This window comes from Mucilaginibacter rubeus, from assembly GCF_014643835.1.
In the GTDB taxonomy this organism is placed as follows: domain Bacteria; phylum Bacteroidota; class Bacteroidia; order Sphingobacteriales; family Sphingobacteriaceae; genus Mucilaginibacter; species Mucilaginibacter rubeus.
Window position 1 is genome coordinate 527,212 of sequence record NZ_BMKD01000003.1, and the last position, 13,907, is coordinate 541,118.

14 protein-coding genes are annotated in these 13,907 nt (G+C 42.5%); 3 read left to right on the forward strand and 11 right to left on the reverse strand.

Translation table 11 applies throughout. The features are described 5' to 3' along the window. Window positions 1-62 precede the first annotated feature (62 nt). The 6 genes from IEX80_RS12435 to IEX80_RS12460 form a co-directional block, all read right to left on the reverse strand. A complete protein-coding gene (locus IEX80_RS12435; RefSeq protein ID WP_188833080.1) occupies window positions 63-617 on the reverse strand; it encodes a carboxymuconolactone decarboxylase family protein in 555 nt (184 codons plus the stop codon). Window positions 618-634: 17 nt separating this feature from the next. Beyond that, entirely contained in the window at window positions 635-1,180 is a 546-nt protein-coding gene (locus IEX80_RS12440) for a carboxymuconolactone decarboxylase family protein (RefSeq protein ID WP_188833081.1), read from the reverse strand. A 74-nt stretch (window positions 1,181-1,254) separates the two neighbouring features. Then, on the reverse strand, window positions 1,255-2,529 hold the full coding sequence (locus IEX80_RS12445) for an MFS transporter (RefSeq protein WP_090523507.1): 1,275 nt from the start codon (window positions 2,527-2,529) through the stop codon (window positions 1,255-1,257). A gap of 6 nt (window positions 2,530-2,535) precedes the next feature. Continuing rightward, window positions 2,536-5,304 (reverse strand): TonB-dependent receptor, encoded by a 2,769-nt coding sequence (locus tag IEX80_RS12450; protein ID WP_188833082.1) that lies wholly within the window; start codon window positions 5,302-5,304, stop codon window positions 2,536-2,538. Window positions 5,305-5,338: 34 nt separating this feature from the next. After that, window positions 5,339-5,899 carry a carboxymuconolactone decarboxylase family protein gene (locus IEX80_RS12455; RefSeq protein WP_090523513.1) on the reverse strand — a complete coding sequence of 187 codons (561 nt, stop codon included), beginning with the start codon at window positions 5,897-5,899 and terminating at the stop codon, window positions 5,339-5,341. Between the two features lie 187 nt (window positions 5,900-6,086). Next, window positions 6,087-6,635, reverse strand: coding sequence for a hypothetical protein (locus IEX80_RS12460; RefSeq protein WP_139159899.1), 549 nt, complete (start codon window positions 6,633-6,635; stop codon window positions 6,087-6,089). A 278-nt stretch (window positions 6,636-6,913) separates the two neighbouring features. Here IEX80_RS12460 and IEX80_RS12465 point away from each other — a divergent pair, with 278 nt between their 5' ends. After that, a complete protein-coding gene (locus IEX80_RS12465) occupies window positions 6,914-7,390 on the forward strand; it encodes an organic hydroperoxide resistance protein (protein WP_188833083.1) in 477 nt (158 codons plus the stop codon). A gap of 97 nt (window positions 7,391-7,487) precedes the next feature. Here IEX80_RS12465 and IEX80_RS12470 read toward each other — a convergent pair whose 3' ends face one another. From IEX80_RS12470 to IEX80_RS12490, 5 genes are all read right to left on the reverse strand, one after another. Next, entirely contained in the window at window positions 7,488-8,168 is a 681-nt protein-coding gene (locus IEX80_RS12470) for a metal-dependent hydrolase (protein WP_090523527.1), read from the reverse strand. A gap of 27 nt (window positions 8,169-8,195) precedes the next feature. Beyond that, entirely contained in the window at window positions 8,196-8,618 is a 423-nt protein-coding gene (locus tag IEX80_RS12475) for a hypothetical protein (RefSeq protein WP_090523531.1), read from the reverse strand. Window positions 8,619-8,851: 233 nt separating this feature from the next. After that, a complete protein-coding gene (locus IEX80_RS12480) occupies window positions 8,852-9,652 on the reverse strand; it encodes a DUF1223 domain-containing protein (RefSeq protein WP_090523536.1) in 801 nt (266 codons plus the stop codon). A gap of 309 nt (window positions 9,653-9,961) precedes the next feature. Then, window positions 9,962-10,723, reverse strand: a complete 762-nt coding sequence (locus IEX80_RS12485) for a LytR/AlgR family response regulator transcription factor (protein WP_090523543.1) — start codon at window positions 10,721-10,723, stop codon at window positions 9,962-9,964. Beyond that, complete coding sequence (locus IEX80_RS12490) at window positions 10,704-11,726, reverse strand: sensor histidine kinase (protein ID WP_090523546.1); 1,023 nt, start codon at window positions 11,724-11,726, stop codon at window positions 10,704-10,706. The genes IEX80_RS12485 and IEX80_RS12490 overlap by 20 nt, the downstream gene beginning before the upstream one ends. 391 nt (window positions 11,727-12,117) lie before the next feature. Between IEX80_RS12490 and IEX80_RS12495 the strand changes: the two genes are divergently transcribed. Then, the gene (locus tag IEX80_RS12495; protein ID WP_175489876.1) at window positions 12,118-12,657 is read left to right on the forward strand and encodes an RNA polymerase sigma-70 factor; all 540 of its coding nucleotides are present in this window, start codon (window positions 12,118-12,120) and stop codon (window positions 12,655-12,657) included. Window positions 12,658-12,741: 84 nt separating this feature from the next. Further along, window positions 12,742-13,809 carry a FecR family protein gene (locus tag IEX80_RS12500; RefSeq protein ID WP_188833084.1) on the forward strand — a complete coding sequence of 356 codons (1,068 nt, stop codon included), beginning with the start codon at window positions 12,742-12,744 and terminating at the stop codon, window positions 13,807-13,809. Window positions 13,810-13,907: the final 98 nt, after the last annotated feature.

Below are 13,907 nucleotides of genomic sequence, written 5' to 3' on the forward strand. Positions count from 1 at the left end.
AAGCCAACAAAAAAACCCGGAGCTTTTAACTCCGGGCCGTGGATGTGATAAAAACTTAGGTATTAAACTTTCTTAAAAATGCTTGATATGTAGCCGACCTCTGCGCGTTCGGGTGCCCGGTCAATGTAGATTTGTCTATCTTGTGGTGCCCATGTACCTAAGCCGTCAACATAGCGGTTAAACATGCAAAAAGCCGCGGCAATTAGTACAGTGTCATGGATCTCCTTATCATCAGCTCCCTCCGAGCGGGCCGCTTCAATTTGCTCGGTAGTTACATGTTTACCGCCTTTTTGTACGCTGCCGGCAATGGCCAATAGGGCTTTCATTTTCGCTGAAAGATCAGTTGCCGAAAAGTTGGCTTTGATGGCGTCTATCTCATCAATATTGCAGCCAAGGTAATAGCCGGCTACTGCACCGTGTACATTTTGGCAAAAGAAACAATCGTTGAGGTAGGATACATAGGTTGCTATCAGTTCCCGTTCTCCGCGCGATAGGGAATTGTTGTCATCGCGAAGCAGTTGTTCGGCAAGGGCATTTAACGGGGCCTCTGTTTCCGGACTATAAAACATCAGGCCGCGGATGCCGGGCAGGTCGTTATTTAATTCTATATGTGCCATATCTGTCTGGTTAAAAATTAATGCTGCGGTTGTGGTAATACATAGCCTTTAGCCATACGTTTGCCCATTTCGGCATAAGCTTCCGGGTCGGTAGGGGTAAGGCTGGCAAGCCCGTCAACATAGCGGTTAAACATGCTGAACGCGGCTGCTATCAATACCGCGTCGTGAATTTCGCGATCAGTAGCGCCTTCTGCACGGGCTGCGTCAACGTCTTCCTGTTTTACTTCTTTACCCAGGATTTGTACTTTGCCCGCAATATTTAGCAGGGCTTTTAGTTTAGCGCTGATGGGCGCTTCGGTCATATCGCATAAAACTTCGTTAACAATGAGGGCGTCATCCTCATATAAACAACGGGCAGCGGCGGCATGACTGCTGTAACAAAATGTGCAGTTGTTACGATAGGATACGTAGGTAGCAATCAGCTCGCGGTCGGCCGGACTTAAGGTTGACTCTCCGCGTAATAATACTTCAGCCAGTTCATACAAATACTGACCGGTTTCGGGCCTGAACATTACCAGCGAACGGATGCCCGGAACGCCTTCGGGTACATTGATGTGTGCCATATTTTTAATTAGTGAATTAGTGAGTTATTGAATTAGTGATTTTTTTAATTTTCTAAGCTTTCGGCTTTAAGCCTTCAGCTTTTTGCTTTTTCCTCGCCTTCGGCTTTCTCCTGTACAAATAATACTACCAGCAAGCCTATTATAAATACCAGTGAAAAGATGAATAGCGAGTTACCGTAGCCTCCCAGGGTTGATACCAGCACGCCTACAAATAAAACCGCGGTAGCTGTAAAAATACGCCCGATGTTGAAGCAAAAGCCTGTTGCAGTTGCTTTGATGCCGGTTGAAAATAATTGGGGGATATAGGCTGATAATACGCCCTGGCTCGCCCCAAAGAATAAAGCCAGTATTATTATCTCGATATAAACTGCCGTACTGAATGTAGTATTAGTTTTAAACAGGACGAATGACATACCTGCGCAAACCGCAAAACAGATCACCATGGAGCGCCTTATAGATAGTAAATTAACAAGCCATCCTGAAAAGAAACCACCGGTTAACCCACCCATGCCCATACACATCATGCTCAGGCCGCGTTCTTTTGCGGCATCATGGTCGGTAATCAGGCTTTGCACCCAGGTAGGTAGCCACGAAAATATGGCCCATAAACCTATCAGCATTGTACCGAAGGTTAAGGAGCCAACAATAAGCTCGCGGCGATGGCTTTTAGAGAGGAGCTTGTTCAAGGGATTTTCGCGGTTGGCGATATCGTTACGGTAGTTGAGCCAGTTTTCAGATTCATTCAAAACCAGAGCGCCTATCAATGCCAATGCAAGAGGGATTACCCCGACTAAAAAGCCCGACCGCCATGACGATACAATAAAGTTGATTAGCCCTGCAGAGAAAATACCTACCGGGAAAGCTATGGAAAGAATGCCTATGATCACTGCTTTGCTTTTGGCCGGCCAGACTTCGCTCACCAGCGTTATGGATGTTACCAAAACGCCGCCTACGCCAAAACCGCTGAAAAAGCGGCAACACAGCACGCCCCACCAGGTTGGCATTAACCCGGTTAAAATGGTAAATACGCCATAGCTGCCAATGGCGAGCAGCAAGGCTTTTTTCCGACCCATTTTATCGCTGATTACCCCCCAGGTAAAACCACCAAAGGCCCAGCCGAATATAAAAATGGCATTGATATACCCGCTGATGGCGTTGATTTCATTGGCCGGAACGGCACCCTGTAGATCCTTTACCACAACAGGCAAGTAAACCGACATCAGCGTGGAAACCGAACCGCCCAGGGCAGTACTAAAAAAACAGATCACAAACAGCACCATCCTATAGGCGGCACTGAGGTTTGTTTGAGGTTTTGCAAGCTGCTGTTCTTCAATTGCTAAAGTGCTCATGTTATTCTATTTTAAAAGGTCATCAAATACTATTGAAACATAATAAATGGCGCCAATTGCCGGCGAACCATATGATTGGTAAATACGGTTGTTGAAGATATTGCTGCCACCAACTTTAATTGTTGATTTAAATTTTGGCAGTTTTTTGTTGAACTGCAGATCAACAACTGAATAAGCATCAACGCGACCGGGGCGGGTACCGTTAAATGTGCCATACCAGTCGTAAGCAGTTTGCCAGTGCCATGCCGCGTTAAAACCGAAATCATTGATTACGTTGCTGTTGCCAAATGTTGCATTGGTGCCCCATTTTGGTGTATTGAAAGCCGCAATATTGTTAGGATTAGCGTTGCGAAGGTTAAATACTGATAAAGTTGCGTTACCACCCAAAGCGTAACCGCCGTTAAGCAGGTATGTTAAACCGGCGCTTGCTCCCTGGGCCGATACTTTATCCGGTGCGTTGGTATACAACTGGAAGGCGTGAACCTTACCGTTAGGAATATCAGTTGCGGAGGCTGTGGTAATCTGGCCATCAGAACCAAGAATTGGATTGCTGGGTTGAATAACCACAGTATTCAGAATAAAGTTGGTGTAGCTGCTGTAATAGTAGTTTACGTCAATCAGTAATTTATCCATCATCAAGCCTTTATAGCCCACTTCAAATGCTTTTTGCTGCTCTGGTTTAATGTAGGCTACGCTTGCTTTTTGGAGCAGCCCCTTGTTTTGTTCGATAGCCTGTGGGAATGACGTACCGCTTTGTACCGCCTTGCCAAACGCAGCGCCAAAAGCGCTTACCGATGACGAGGTGAACGAGTTTTCATAAACGTTTAAGCCCTTGCTGTTATTAGGCGCACCGCCCAAAATAGTGATAGGGCCTACGTTAAGGTGGATAAACTGATCAACAGGGGTTGGGTTCCTGAAACCGGTTTGATATGATGCCCTGAAGTTTGAGGTTTTATCAACCGTATAAACTGCCGAAAAGCGAGGGGTGAAGCTGCCTTTAAAGTTTTCGTTTTTATCGTAACGGATAGAGGCTGTCAGTTTCAAATTATCATCAAACAGCTTTTTAGCAGCCTGTAAAAACGAACCGTACTCTTTAATGGTTACACGATTTACCTTGTCATCAAACAAACTGCCATTGGTAAACATCCTGTAATCGCGGAAACTGCCGCCTGCCAAAAGCTCAAACACTTTTATGGCGCTGGTAAAATCATACTGGCCTTCGGCATGGTAAAATTTACTGTTACTGAAAACACCCGCTCCGCTCAAGCCATAATTGTGGATAGATGCATTTTTGGCATTGTTAAATTCAGCAGTACCCGGTAAAAAACGGCCCTGATCAGCAAAAGTTCTTGCGGCAGAATTGCTATTTGGCGTAACACCACTTACCGAACCGTTAAACGCAGCCGCATAACGGGTAAACCAGGTATCATCGGCTTTATCAGGTGTTACAGTGTTTCCGTTCAGGTCTTTTACCCAGTCGCGGTTGATGAATTGGGCCAGGGAGCGGGTATTATATGAGTCGTGCGAATTTTCTTCAACCGAGTAGCCGCGGACGAAGAAGTTGCTGCCTTTTAACTCAATCCTGTGTGTTTGCAAAACAAAGTTATTCAGATCGAAACGGCTGCTGCCGGTATAGCTTGCAGTACCGCGGCCGTAGTTGTATTGGTAGATTGCCTCCAGGTTATTGCTGAAACGGTATTGTAATGCGCCGTTAAGTTTAAGGCTGTAAACGTTGTAGTTCATCAGGTCTTTTTCCTCATAACCTGTTCTGGAAACCAAGCCAATGCCGGGTAAGGTTTTTGTAACCTCATCTCCATAAATATTTAGCGCATCGCGCCCGGGGTTGTTAGGCCCACGTTGTGCTGCCGGTGTTGAAGCGCTTACGTCGGTATAGTTATCGGCATACCAGTCGCGCCCGGTCAGGTATGAGGCATTGATTTTAAACGCGAATTTATCGTTGAAAGCTTTGGCATAGCGGGCTGCAAAATCATACAAGCCCTGTGGTTTAACAACCGATTCGCCGAAGTGATTAAGGCCTGTTTTTACCTGCACGGTTAAGCCCTGGTATTTGAAAGGATCTTTGGTTTTAAGTGAAAGTAAGCCGTTAAAAGCCACCGGGCCATACAAAGCTGAAGCCGCACCTGGAATAACTTCCACGCTTTCGATATCAATATCCGAAGCGCCAAAAAGGTTACCAACTGAAAAGTTTAAGCCTGGTGTTTGATTGTCCACGCCGTCAACCAACTGCAAAAAGCGACTGTTACCCGTGCTGTTAAAGCCGCGGGTGTTGATCTGTTTATAGGTTAAACTGCTGGTAACCGCTTCAAGGCCTTTTAAGCTTTGCAAGCCATCATAAAAAGTAAACGAAGGGTTGTCCTTAATGGCTTTAAGGCTCATTTTTTCGATACTTACCGGCGATTGCAAAATGCTTTGGTTGATACGCGTTGCAGATGATACCACCTCGTTGAGCACAATTGCCTTTTGGGTTAGCTTTATGCTGATATCATTATTGGCAGAGGTTACCTGGCTTTCCTGCACTTCAAAGCCTACTGCCGATATAATGATAGTAAAGGGCAGCTTTAATTTATTGGCGTTTAACGTATAGCTACCTTTTGAGTCGGTAGTGGTGCCGGTGAGTTTCCCTTTTACGGAAATACTTGCGCCGGATACAGGTTTGCCTGTAGCTGCATCGGTAATGTTGCCCGTTATTTTAATTTTCTGTGCAAACAGGTTTATTGAGCTGAGCAGTAATATGATGAATAAAAGTTTTTTCATTGTGATTGGGTTTTACTTTAAATAGGGATTAGGATTATTTTTTCAAATGATCATAGCCTTGCGGCAGGCGGGTATAACCATGGTTAACAAGGCGTTCGGCCAGTACGTTGTAGTAACCGGCATCGGCTGGGAGGGCAGTGGCCAATCCGTCAACATAGCGGTTATAATAGCAAAATAGGGCAGCTATAAGCACGGTATCATGGATCTCAATGTCGGTAGCTCCGGCTGCTTTGGCACGGTCGATGGCTTCGGTAGTTACATTCCGGCCGTTTTGTGCGGTTAGTTTGGCAATTGTAAGCAGGGCTTTCATTTTCTCGGTAACCGGAGCGGTTTCGATGTTTTCCTTTACCTTTTGTGCTGTTTCGGCTTCGCCGGCAAGCAGATCGGCTGCGGCGGTGTGAGCGGTAGTGCAAAAGGTGCATTGGTTGTTGTGTGATACTATGGTGGCTATCAGCTCGCGATCAGCTTCGGATAGGGTGGATGGGCCGCGCAATAAAAATTGCGTAAGGTTACGGATAGGTTGTGCCGGTTCTTTGGCATACTCCAACAGGCCGGTAATGCCCGGCAAATGGCTTTCAAGGGTAATATAAGGCATAAATAATTTTTGAATGTTTGTAGGTTGGGGAAGGGGATGTACCTGTCTGGAGATTACTAATCTTATCGATATATAGCTATTTTCATAGCTCTTGAGCCACGAATAAACTATCGACAGAAATAAATAATAACACAACAGTATAGTGGCACAGCCGCTACCCTAAAAATGAATTAAAACAGGGAGAAGATTAACAAACAGCCTTTGGCGGTTGCTCCGGAATATCCTGGTGAGCAGGAATTAACTGTTGAACCGGGTGAACAACAATTTGTTGAGTATATTTTACAGGGCAGCCAAACTCAAAATGTACAAAAGTGAAATTGAGGTTATCCTGCATAATTATCTTACCAAAGGGTACATGCTCCTTTTGCGGTACAGGGTTCTCTTTTACATCCCTGGCGTTAATGATGTTCTTATCGGCCAGCCGGGTGGTTTCGTAGTTTGGGATGCACATCAAATAAATTGCGCGACTGGTTACGCGCATTTTTTGATAATTGTAGCTGTTGTTGCCAAACCGGATCTGCCCATGAATATTTTCGTAGTTTTTCCAGTCGGTTATGCCAGGCATGTTTACCGGGATTACTACCTCGGTAAGGTCTTTCACATTGTAAAAGCCTTTGGCAGTTTGTTCGGCAAAGTATTTATTGCTTTTGTAAACCATGAACTGATGCAATGCCAGTTGCCCGCCTATATTAAGCAGGTGAAAACCGAGCAGCATTAGAGCAATAAACTTCTTCAATTGGTTTACGAACAATGAGTTGCTTAAAATTGCTGTTTATAAACGTAGTATCCAAATTTATTTAGAATAATTACGCGTAATGTGTAGCTGGTTTTCTTATTCTTTACCGGTTGTGATTAAAAGTTTCAATAGCTCTCGTACTGGTTGAACTTTCGGCTTAAAGAATGTCTTGTTCACGACATGGCTTGTCCGGTTCACATAGTTAGTGATAGGGCACCGGGCGATATCAGGGTATCTTTGAGCATACAAAAAACAAAAATTAATAAATAAATAACACAATGGAAACTATTCAAGAATCAGGTATCAGTAAGATCAAGGTTATCAACGCTATCTCAGCTAATAAAATCGACAAAGTATTATATACCGGTAAAGTTCGTACAGTTGGCGGTCGTGACGGTGGTTCATCTGTTAGTACCGATGGCCAGTTGGATATCAAACATTCAACTCCCGGAACCCCTAAACCAGGCACAAACCCCGAGCAATTATTTGCAGCAGGCTGGTCAGCATGTTTTGAAGGCGCCATCGGTATTGCTGCCGCTAAAAAAAGGATTGCACTCCCTGCCGAATTGGCTATTGATGCAGAAGTGGATTTGGGTATCACTATCGGCGCTTATTTCCTTCAAGCCCGTTTAAATGTAAGTTTGCCAGGTTTGGATGTTGAAGTAGCCAAAGCATTGATTGAAGAAGCACACCAAACATGTCCTTATTCAAAATTGACTTACGGTAATATCAATGTTGAGATCAATTTAGTATAAACCCCTTCCGCCCCCTGAAGGGGGTACTTTAAAAGTCATAAAAAGGCCTGCTCCTGTTAAAGAGAGCAGGCCTTTTTATGTATGGAAAATCACAGATTTAAATCTCTATACTTTCGCCAATGGCTGGTAAAAACAATTTTATCCCTGCCTGTTCAAATTGTTTAAAAGCTTTGTCCTTATCTATTTTAATAAAGCCAAAAGTATCATAATGACCCCCCAAAACCTTATTGGCCTTAACAAGCTTTGCCGCTTCAATGGCATCTTCAACGCCCATCGTTAACATGTCCCCGATCGGGAAAACCGCGAAATCCAGATCAATCCATCTTGCCACCAGTTCCATATCTAAGGTGAGACCGGTATCGCCACTGTAATAGAGATTACCATCATCGGTCTTTAAAGCATAACCGCAGGCCACGCCTGCATAGCTGCCATCCGGAAAGCTGGCCGAGTGTTGGGCAATGAATGATTTGGCAATGCCAAAATCAAAAGTCACCTTGCCGCCAGGGTTTAAAGGATGCACATTTTTAACGCCTTTTTTGCTGAAGTAATCATACACCTCATAAATACCCACAACCATAGCGCCTGTACGGTTGGCTATAGTTTCTACATCCAAAATATGATCGTAATGCCCGTGCGATACAAAAATGTAATCAGCTTTTATTTCATCAATGTTGATTTCTTTTGCCAATTCGTTACCTGTAATAAAGGGATCAAACAAAATGTGTTTACCTCCGGCTACTACCGAGAAGCACGAGTGACCGTAATAGTTGAGTTTCATTGGTTTGCTTTTTTATGTTAATGATGATTAGTTTAAGAGCGGAGTTAAGGCGTTTAAGACAGGCATTGGCAATAGCTTAAAATGATCGTAGGCTGTGTAGGTAAATTTACCTGTTACAGCGTTTATTTTAGGATGTAGAAATGTCATCTTTTTAAGCAGGATATTATCGGCCGAAGAATAAGCTGTGTATGGATCAGGTTTTTTGTTAAAGCCGGCAGGCAGAATGCTATCCGCTTGATTTTGTTTACTGGTATTAGCACCCGGCAACCTGAACTCCGGTGATAATTGCGAAGCGTCAAAGCGGCCTGTTTGGGAAGAATAGTTGCGTCCACCCGCCGGCAGGTTTATTTTAAAAGTAAATGCCTGCTCGGTACAATTTAGTTCGTTTGCCTGGGCATAAACCACAATGCTTAAAAATGTTGCTATGGCAATTAGCAGTAATGTTTTCATGATAGTATTTATTAAAAACAGGATCGACCCTGCGAAGGGCCGATCCTGTTTATGTTAGATTTAGTTATTTTCCACCGGTTTTTTTCTCTTTCCCGTAACGCAGATCAATTCACAATCCTGCGGGTTACGTTCAAACGGTGCCCTTGTCAGGAATGATAAAGAGAACAGTGACAAGAATCCCATTAATAACCGGCCTTGTTTCAACTTGCTCATGATTTTTGAATTTATGGTGGTTATATTTTGGCTACGGCTTCGCTGGTTAAAACAGCTTTTGTTGCAGTTAAAACCTCACCATTATCTTTGTTTTGTATAAAGCCTACTACTTCCCATTCTTGCTGGTTAAATTCTTTAGGAACGCTAATAATGGTTTGGCCTGTTTTTACCTGGCTTAGGGCAACTGTTTTTAAGTCGCGTACAATTTGGGCGTGCGATAAAGTTCTGCCTTCGTTTTCGCCGCGGGCAACTTTGCTGATGGCTGTTTTTTGCACAACGGCTATCAGCAATTGCTGGTTATCAGTGTTGCCTGATAGTTCGTAATTTACAGCAAGCTTATCGCCGGTTTGTTGTGCTTTTAAGGAAACCTGAGCAGTTTGTGCGGTTGTTAATGCATTCGAAATCGCTTCACGAAGTGCCGGCTCATCCGAGCCAACCATCTCAGTTTTACCATTAACTATAACTTGGGGTGTATAAACCTGGGCATTTAAATAGTAACTATATTCTTTTTGACGTTTTGAAAACATGGCATTGCTGAATACATCTTTCCAGCCGAGGTTATTCCAATAATCAACATGGTAAGCTAATATGTAAACAGGCTTTTCCTGTGACTCTTTTTGGATCCTCGCCAGCAATTCATCAGCAGGAGGACAGCTTGAGCATCCCTCTGAAGTAAACAATTCTACCAAAGCAAAACCTTTTCCGGGAGTAGTGTTGTTTTCGGTTTTAGGCGCATTTATTTTACGATTAGCGTAAGCTGCGGTAGCAAGTGCCAGTGCCACGGTACCAACACAAAAGCTAAAAATTTTTAAGGTTTTCATATTTCTTTCGATTTTAATTTACATCAAAATTAGCCTCGAAATGGTCGCTAAAACAGCGTAAAAAAGCCCAACCGGACATATTGTAAGCTCAGTTGGGCATTGTTTGAGTCGAAAGTCTTTAGTCTTAAGTTCTCAGTTGTTTTTAATTGTAGAGACGCATAATTGCGTCCACCGTATGCAAATTACTTTAGCAAATGGTCTGCAAAGTCGCTTGTCCTGCGGGAGACGCAATTATGCGTCTCTACTTGAAAAAATTATACAGCTTTTTAGAACTTCTGACTCAACACTTCCGACTTCGAACTTAAAAGACTATCTATTCTCGAGCCAGCTTAAAAATACCGGCGCTTTTTCTTTATTGATGAGTAATTTCTCGGGAGTTGGAATTGTTAGTTTCACAAACAGCTTACGCATAAAATAATGCTCCACCTCTTTTATCGCACTGAAGTTAACTATGTATTGCCTGTTGAGCCTGAAGAACTGCTCCTGCGAGAGCTGACCGCTGATCTGATCAAGCGACTGGTTAACCACATATTCCTGCTGATCAAAAGTCATGATGGTCGAAAGTTCATTGCGGATGTAGAAGAAGGCTATATTATTGGACGCTATGCTGATATACTTATTATTTTTAAATACCAGGAAGCTTTTTTTACCGGCAGGAGGCGTAACCTGCGATAGCAGGCTGCTGATATCAGGAGATGAACCCTGCTGAAAGAAATTACGCAACTCGTCTACTTTTTTAAAGGCATCGGCAATATCTGTTTTTGAGAAAGGCTTGAGTACATAATCAACGCTGTTGGCCTTAAATGCCTCTAACGAATATTCATCAAACGCGGTACAGAAAATAATAGGGCAGGACACCTTTACCGATTTAAAGATCTCAAAACACAACCCATCCGACAGTTGGATATCCATAAAAATAAGATCGGGCTGCTTGTTCTCTGAAAGATAGGCAACCGAGCTTTCAACACTCTGAAGCTTGGCAATTATTTTTGAGTGCGGTCTTAATTCTAATATGATCGTTTCAAGCGAACGGGCCGCCTTTAATTCGTCTTCAATGATGATAATGTTCATGTATAATAGGTAGTTTAACTTTGAATATTTTATCTTCAGATATGATCTCTATATGTTTATCAAGCAGGTGATCGTAACGCAAATTGATATTCTTAAGCCCAACACCTGTTGATGGTTCTTCAAAGCGCTTTGGTTTTATTTCGTTTTCCATAACGATGTTTTCACCCTCAGTATACAGTTTGATATGCAGGGGATGATCTAATGATACCACATTGTGTTTAATACAGTTTTCTATCAATAGCTGCAGTGTGAATGGGGGAATTAGCGTACCGCGATATTGTTCATGTATAGTATTAGTGAAAATAAAACCGTCTTCAAACCTGGCTTTAAGTAAAAAATTGTAAGCTTCTACAATTTCCAGTTCGTCGGATAAATGAATGAGGTCTAATTTTCGGCTCTCAAGCGTAAAACGGTAAAAATTTGAAAGTTTAAGGATGAAATCTACCGAGTGTTGGTCATTGGTCTCAACCATCGCCTTTAGGGTATTGAGACTGTTAAACAGGAAATGCGGGTTGATCTGCTGTTTCAACAGTTCATATTGTGCGCCAAGGTTATCGGCCTTAATACGTTCCAACTCAACGTTAACCTGCTGGTTTTGGTAGTTCTGGTACAACAGGTTTATAAGCATATAAAATACCAGGTTAATAAGTATGCCCCTTACTTCGATCATCAGCATTACCGGGCCAAAATTCAAATGCGTTAGTATCAGTTGCTGTATGTAGGCTAAGGCCAGCATTACCCCCATACCTATCAGCAGTGTTGTAAGGAGCCGGGAATACGAGATGCTTTTATTCAGTTGTTTATTGCCCGATTGCTTTGGCAGCGTATAGATATTATAGTACCATACAAACAATGAAAATGCTGCCGTAACCGCCGAATTCACTGCCGCTTCAGCGGGTTTAAAATGGCGTTCGGCTATTTGGGGAACGGAGGCCAACAGGCCAAGGAAAATTGAACTGCTCCATATAATTCCGGGAGAGATTTTAAATGTTGTGTCTTTCATTTATTGCAAGGGTTTGCGGAAATAAAATGGTCGCCGGGCAAATATAAAGTTAATTATGGCCTATAGGCCAAATCTGCTGTTGTGTTACTAAAACCACCGTCAAACTTTAATCTGTTTTGACCAAACACCCCAATTATTTCCGTTTGCTGCTAAAATATAACAGGTTTCAATATGGAAATATGGGTTTATGGTACAAGCGGACATCTTATCACCTGAATTAGACATTTTAAACCGCGAATATTACGATAATAGAATTGCAGACAATCGGTTTTGGGCGATGAGCAGATAGGGGTTTCTTAAATCAACCTAAAATAGCTTTGATCAAGATTTTTTACTTAAAATTGTACATTATTTCAGTTAACTGTTCCCGTTAAAAGCAAGCCGCTCAACATTGGAGATTAAAGAACTTATAGATTCTATTCATTATAATAATGATGAATCTGCCTTTAATGAATTGTATAAGCTGCTGATCAATAATCTTAATCAGTTTGCCTGGTCCTTTTTGGGCGATAAGGAAGCTTGCGAGGAGATTATCAACGATCTTTTTGTAAATATCTGGACTGGCCGCCACAAGCTTAACAAGATCTCGAACCCTAAAGTATACTTTTATGTGGCTATAAAAAATGCCTGTCTTAACCATATCCGAAGTAACACCTCAAAAAGAAACCGCGACGCTCAACTTGCCGAAACCTATTATTTTCATTTATCGGTGGATCCCGCGCAATTGCTCATCAGCAAAGAGCTGCAAGCCGGAGTTCTAAACGCTGTAAACAGTTTGCCGCCCCGTTGTAAGCTCATTTTTAAAATGGTTAAAGAGGATGATCTCTCCTGCAATGAGGTAGCCGATATCCTTGGTCTCTCTAACAAAACTGTATTTGCCCAACTGGCCATCGCGTTGAAGAAACTGGATGAGGCACTTGGGAATAAATAGGTTGATCCCCTTCAAAAAAATATTTTAATTTCTTTTAGGAAAAACTGGGAACTGCTGTGTCCTTAAGCCAGAATACCAATTACTATGAGCAAATCCAGGTTTATTGAGTTAATGGCCAAAAGCATGGGCAAAACTGCCAGTGCTGAAGAATTGACCGAACTCGACATGTTTCTTGAACAATTTCCCGACTATAAAAAAACTTACAATGTTACCAATGCTTTAAAAGGAAACGGCACTGAAGCAACAGAAACAAAACCGGAAGAGATTAACGGAAACCTGGAGGAAATCTGGAACCGGATTAAAAGCTTGAACGAAAATTCGGCGAATGATACTAAGATAAAACCAATGTTCAGGTGGCAATGGGTTGCTGCAGCGGTACTGGTGCTTGTTACTACAGGCGTTTTATTTTATAACAGAGCGGTACAGCAGGATACTTTAACCACCGAAAACATATTACATGAAATTCGTGTGCCTTACGGTAAAACCGAAAAGCTCAAACTGCCCGACGGAACACAGGTTACCCTGAATGCAGGCAGTACTTTTTCATACCCTGAGGCTTTTGAAAAAAATAGCCGGGATGTAAGCCTTACCGGCGAAGGTTTTTTTGAAGTTACCAAAAATGCTAAGAAACCTTTTCTGGTACATACTGCTAAGCTTGTTGTAAAGGTATTAGGAACGGTGTTTAATGTTAAGGCTTATAATAATGATAAAACAGTTGAAACTACGCTGTTAAAAGGTAAGGTACAGGTTGAATTAAAAAACAATCCCGAAAAAAAGATTATCCTGTTGCCTAATGAAAAGCTGATTGTTGTTAATAACCGGGAGCCTAAAAGTGTAAAGAGCAAGGAAGGTAAAATTGAATACCAGGTAACCGAATTGCCTCATGTTAAGCCGGATGAAGTGAAAGAAACAGCCTGGGTTGATAACCGCATCCTGTTCACCAACGAGATGTTTGAAGATGTGGCTGCTCAAATTGAACGCAAATACAACGTGCAGGTTGTGTTTGAAGATCGGGCGCTTCGTACCGAGCAGATAAGCGGTTTACTTGATAAAGAAACGTTGAAGGAAGCTTTAGGCATTATTGAACTGACCACGCCGTTCAATTTTAGGGTTGATGGACAAACGGTGTACCTGTCAAAGAAAGATAAATAAAAACAAAATAAACTAACTAACCACTTAATTAACAGCTTATGATATTGAAAACTTACCTGTCAGATTCCTGAAATATCCTCAAATAAACAAGGGAAGAG

Excerpts from the sequence above, each read along its gene's own strand:
- IEX80_RS12435 (WP_188833080.1), bottom strand. The coding sequence starts at position 617 with ATGGCACATATAGAATTAAATAACGACCTGCCCGGCATCCGCGGCCTG.
- IEX80_RS12440 (WP_188833081.1), bottom strand. The coding sequence starts at position 1,180 with ATGGCACACATCAATGTACCCGAAGGCGTTCCGGGCATCCGTTCGCTG.
- IEX80_RS12445 (WP_090523507.1), bottom strand. The coding sequence starts at position 2,529 with ATGAGCACTTTAGCAATTGAAGAACAGCAGCTTGCAAAACCTCAAACA.
- IEX80_RS12450 (WP_188833082.1), bottom strand. The coding sequence starts at position 5,304 with ATGAAAAAACTTTTATTCATCATATTACTGCTCAGCTCAATAAACCTG.
- IEX80_RS12455 (WP_090523513.1), bottom strand. The coding sequence starts at position 5,899 with ATGCCTTATATTACCCTTGAAAGCCATTTGCCGGGCATTACCGGCCTG.
- IEX80_RS12465 (WP_188833083.1), top strand. The coding sequence starts at position 6,914 with ATGGAAACTATTCAAGAATCAGGTATCAGTAAGATCAAGGTTATCAAC.
- IEX80_RS12470 (WP_090523527.1), bottom strand. The coding sequence starts at position 8,168 with ATGAAACTCAACTATTACGGTCACTCGTGCTTCTCGGTAGTAGCCGGA.
- IEX80_RS12475 (WP_090523531.1), bottom strand. The coding sequence starts at position 8,618 with ATGAAAACATTACTGCTAATTGCCATAGCAACATTTTTAAGCATTGTG.
- IEX80_RS12480 (WP_090523536.1), bottom strand. The coding sequence starts at position 9,652 with ATGAAAACCTTAAAAATTTTTAGCTTTTGTGTTGGTACCGTGGCACTG.
- IEX80_RS12485 (WP_090523543.1), bottom strand. The coding sequence starts at position 10,723 with ATGAACATTATCATCATTGAAGACGAATTAAAGGCGGCCCGTTCGCTT.
- IEX80_RS12490 (WP_090523546.1), bottom strand. The coding sequence starts at position 11,726 with ATGAAAGACACAACATTTAAAATCTCTCCCGGAATTATATGGAGCAGT.
- IEX80_RS12500 (WP_188833084.1), top strand. The coding sequence starts at position 12,742 with ATGAGCAAATCCAGGTTTATTGAGTTAATGGCCAAAAGCATGGGCAAA.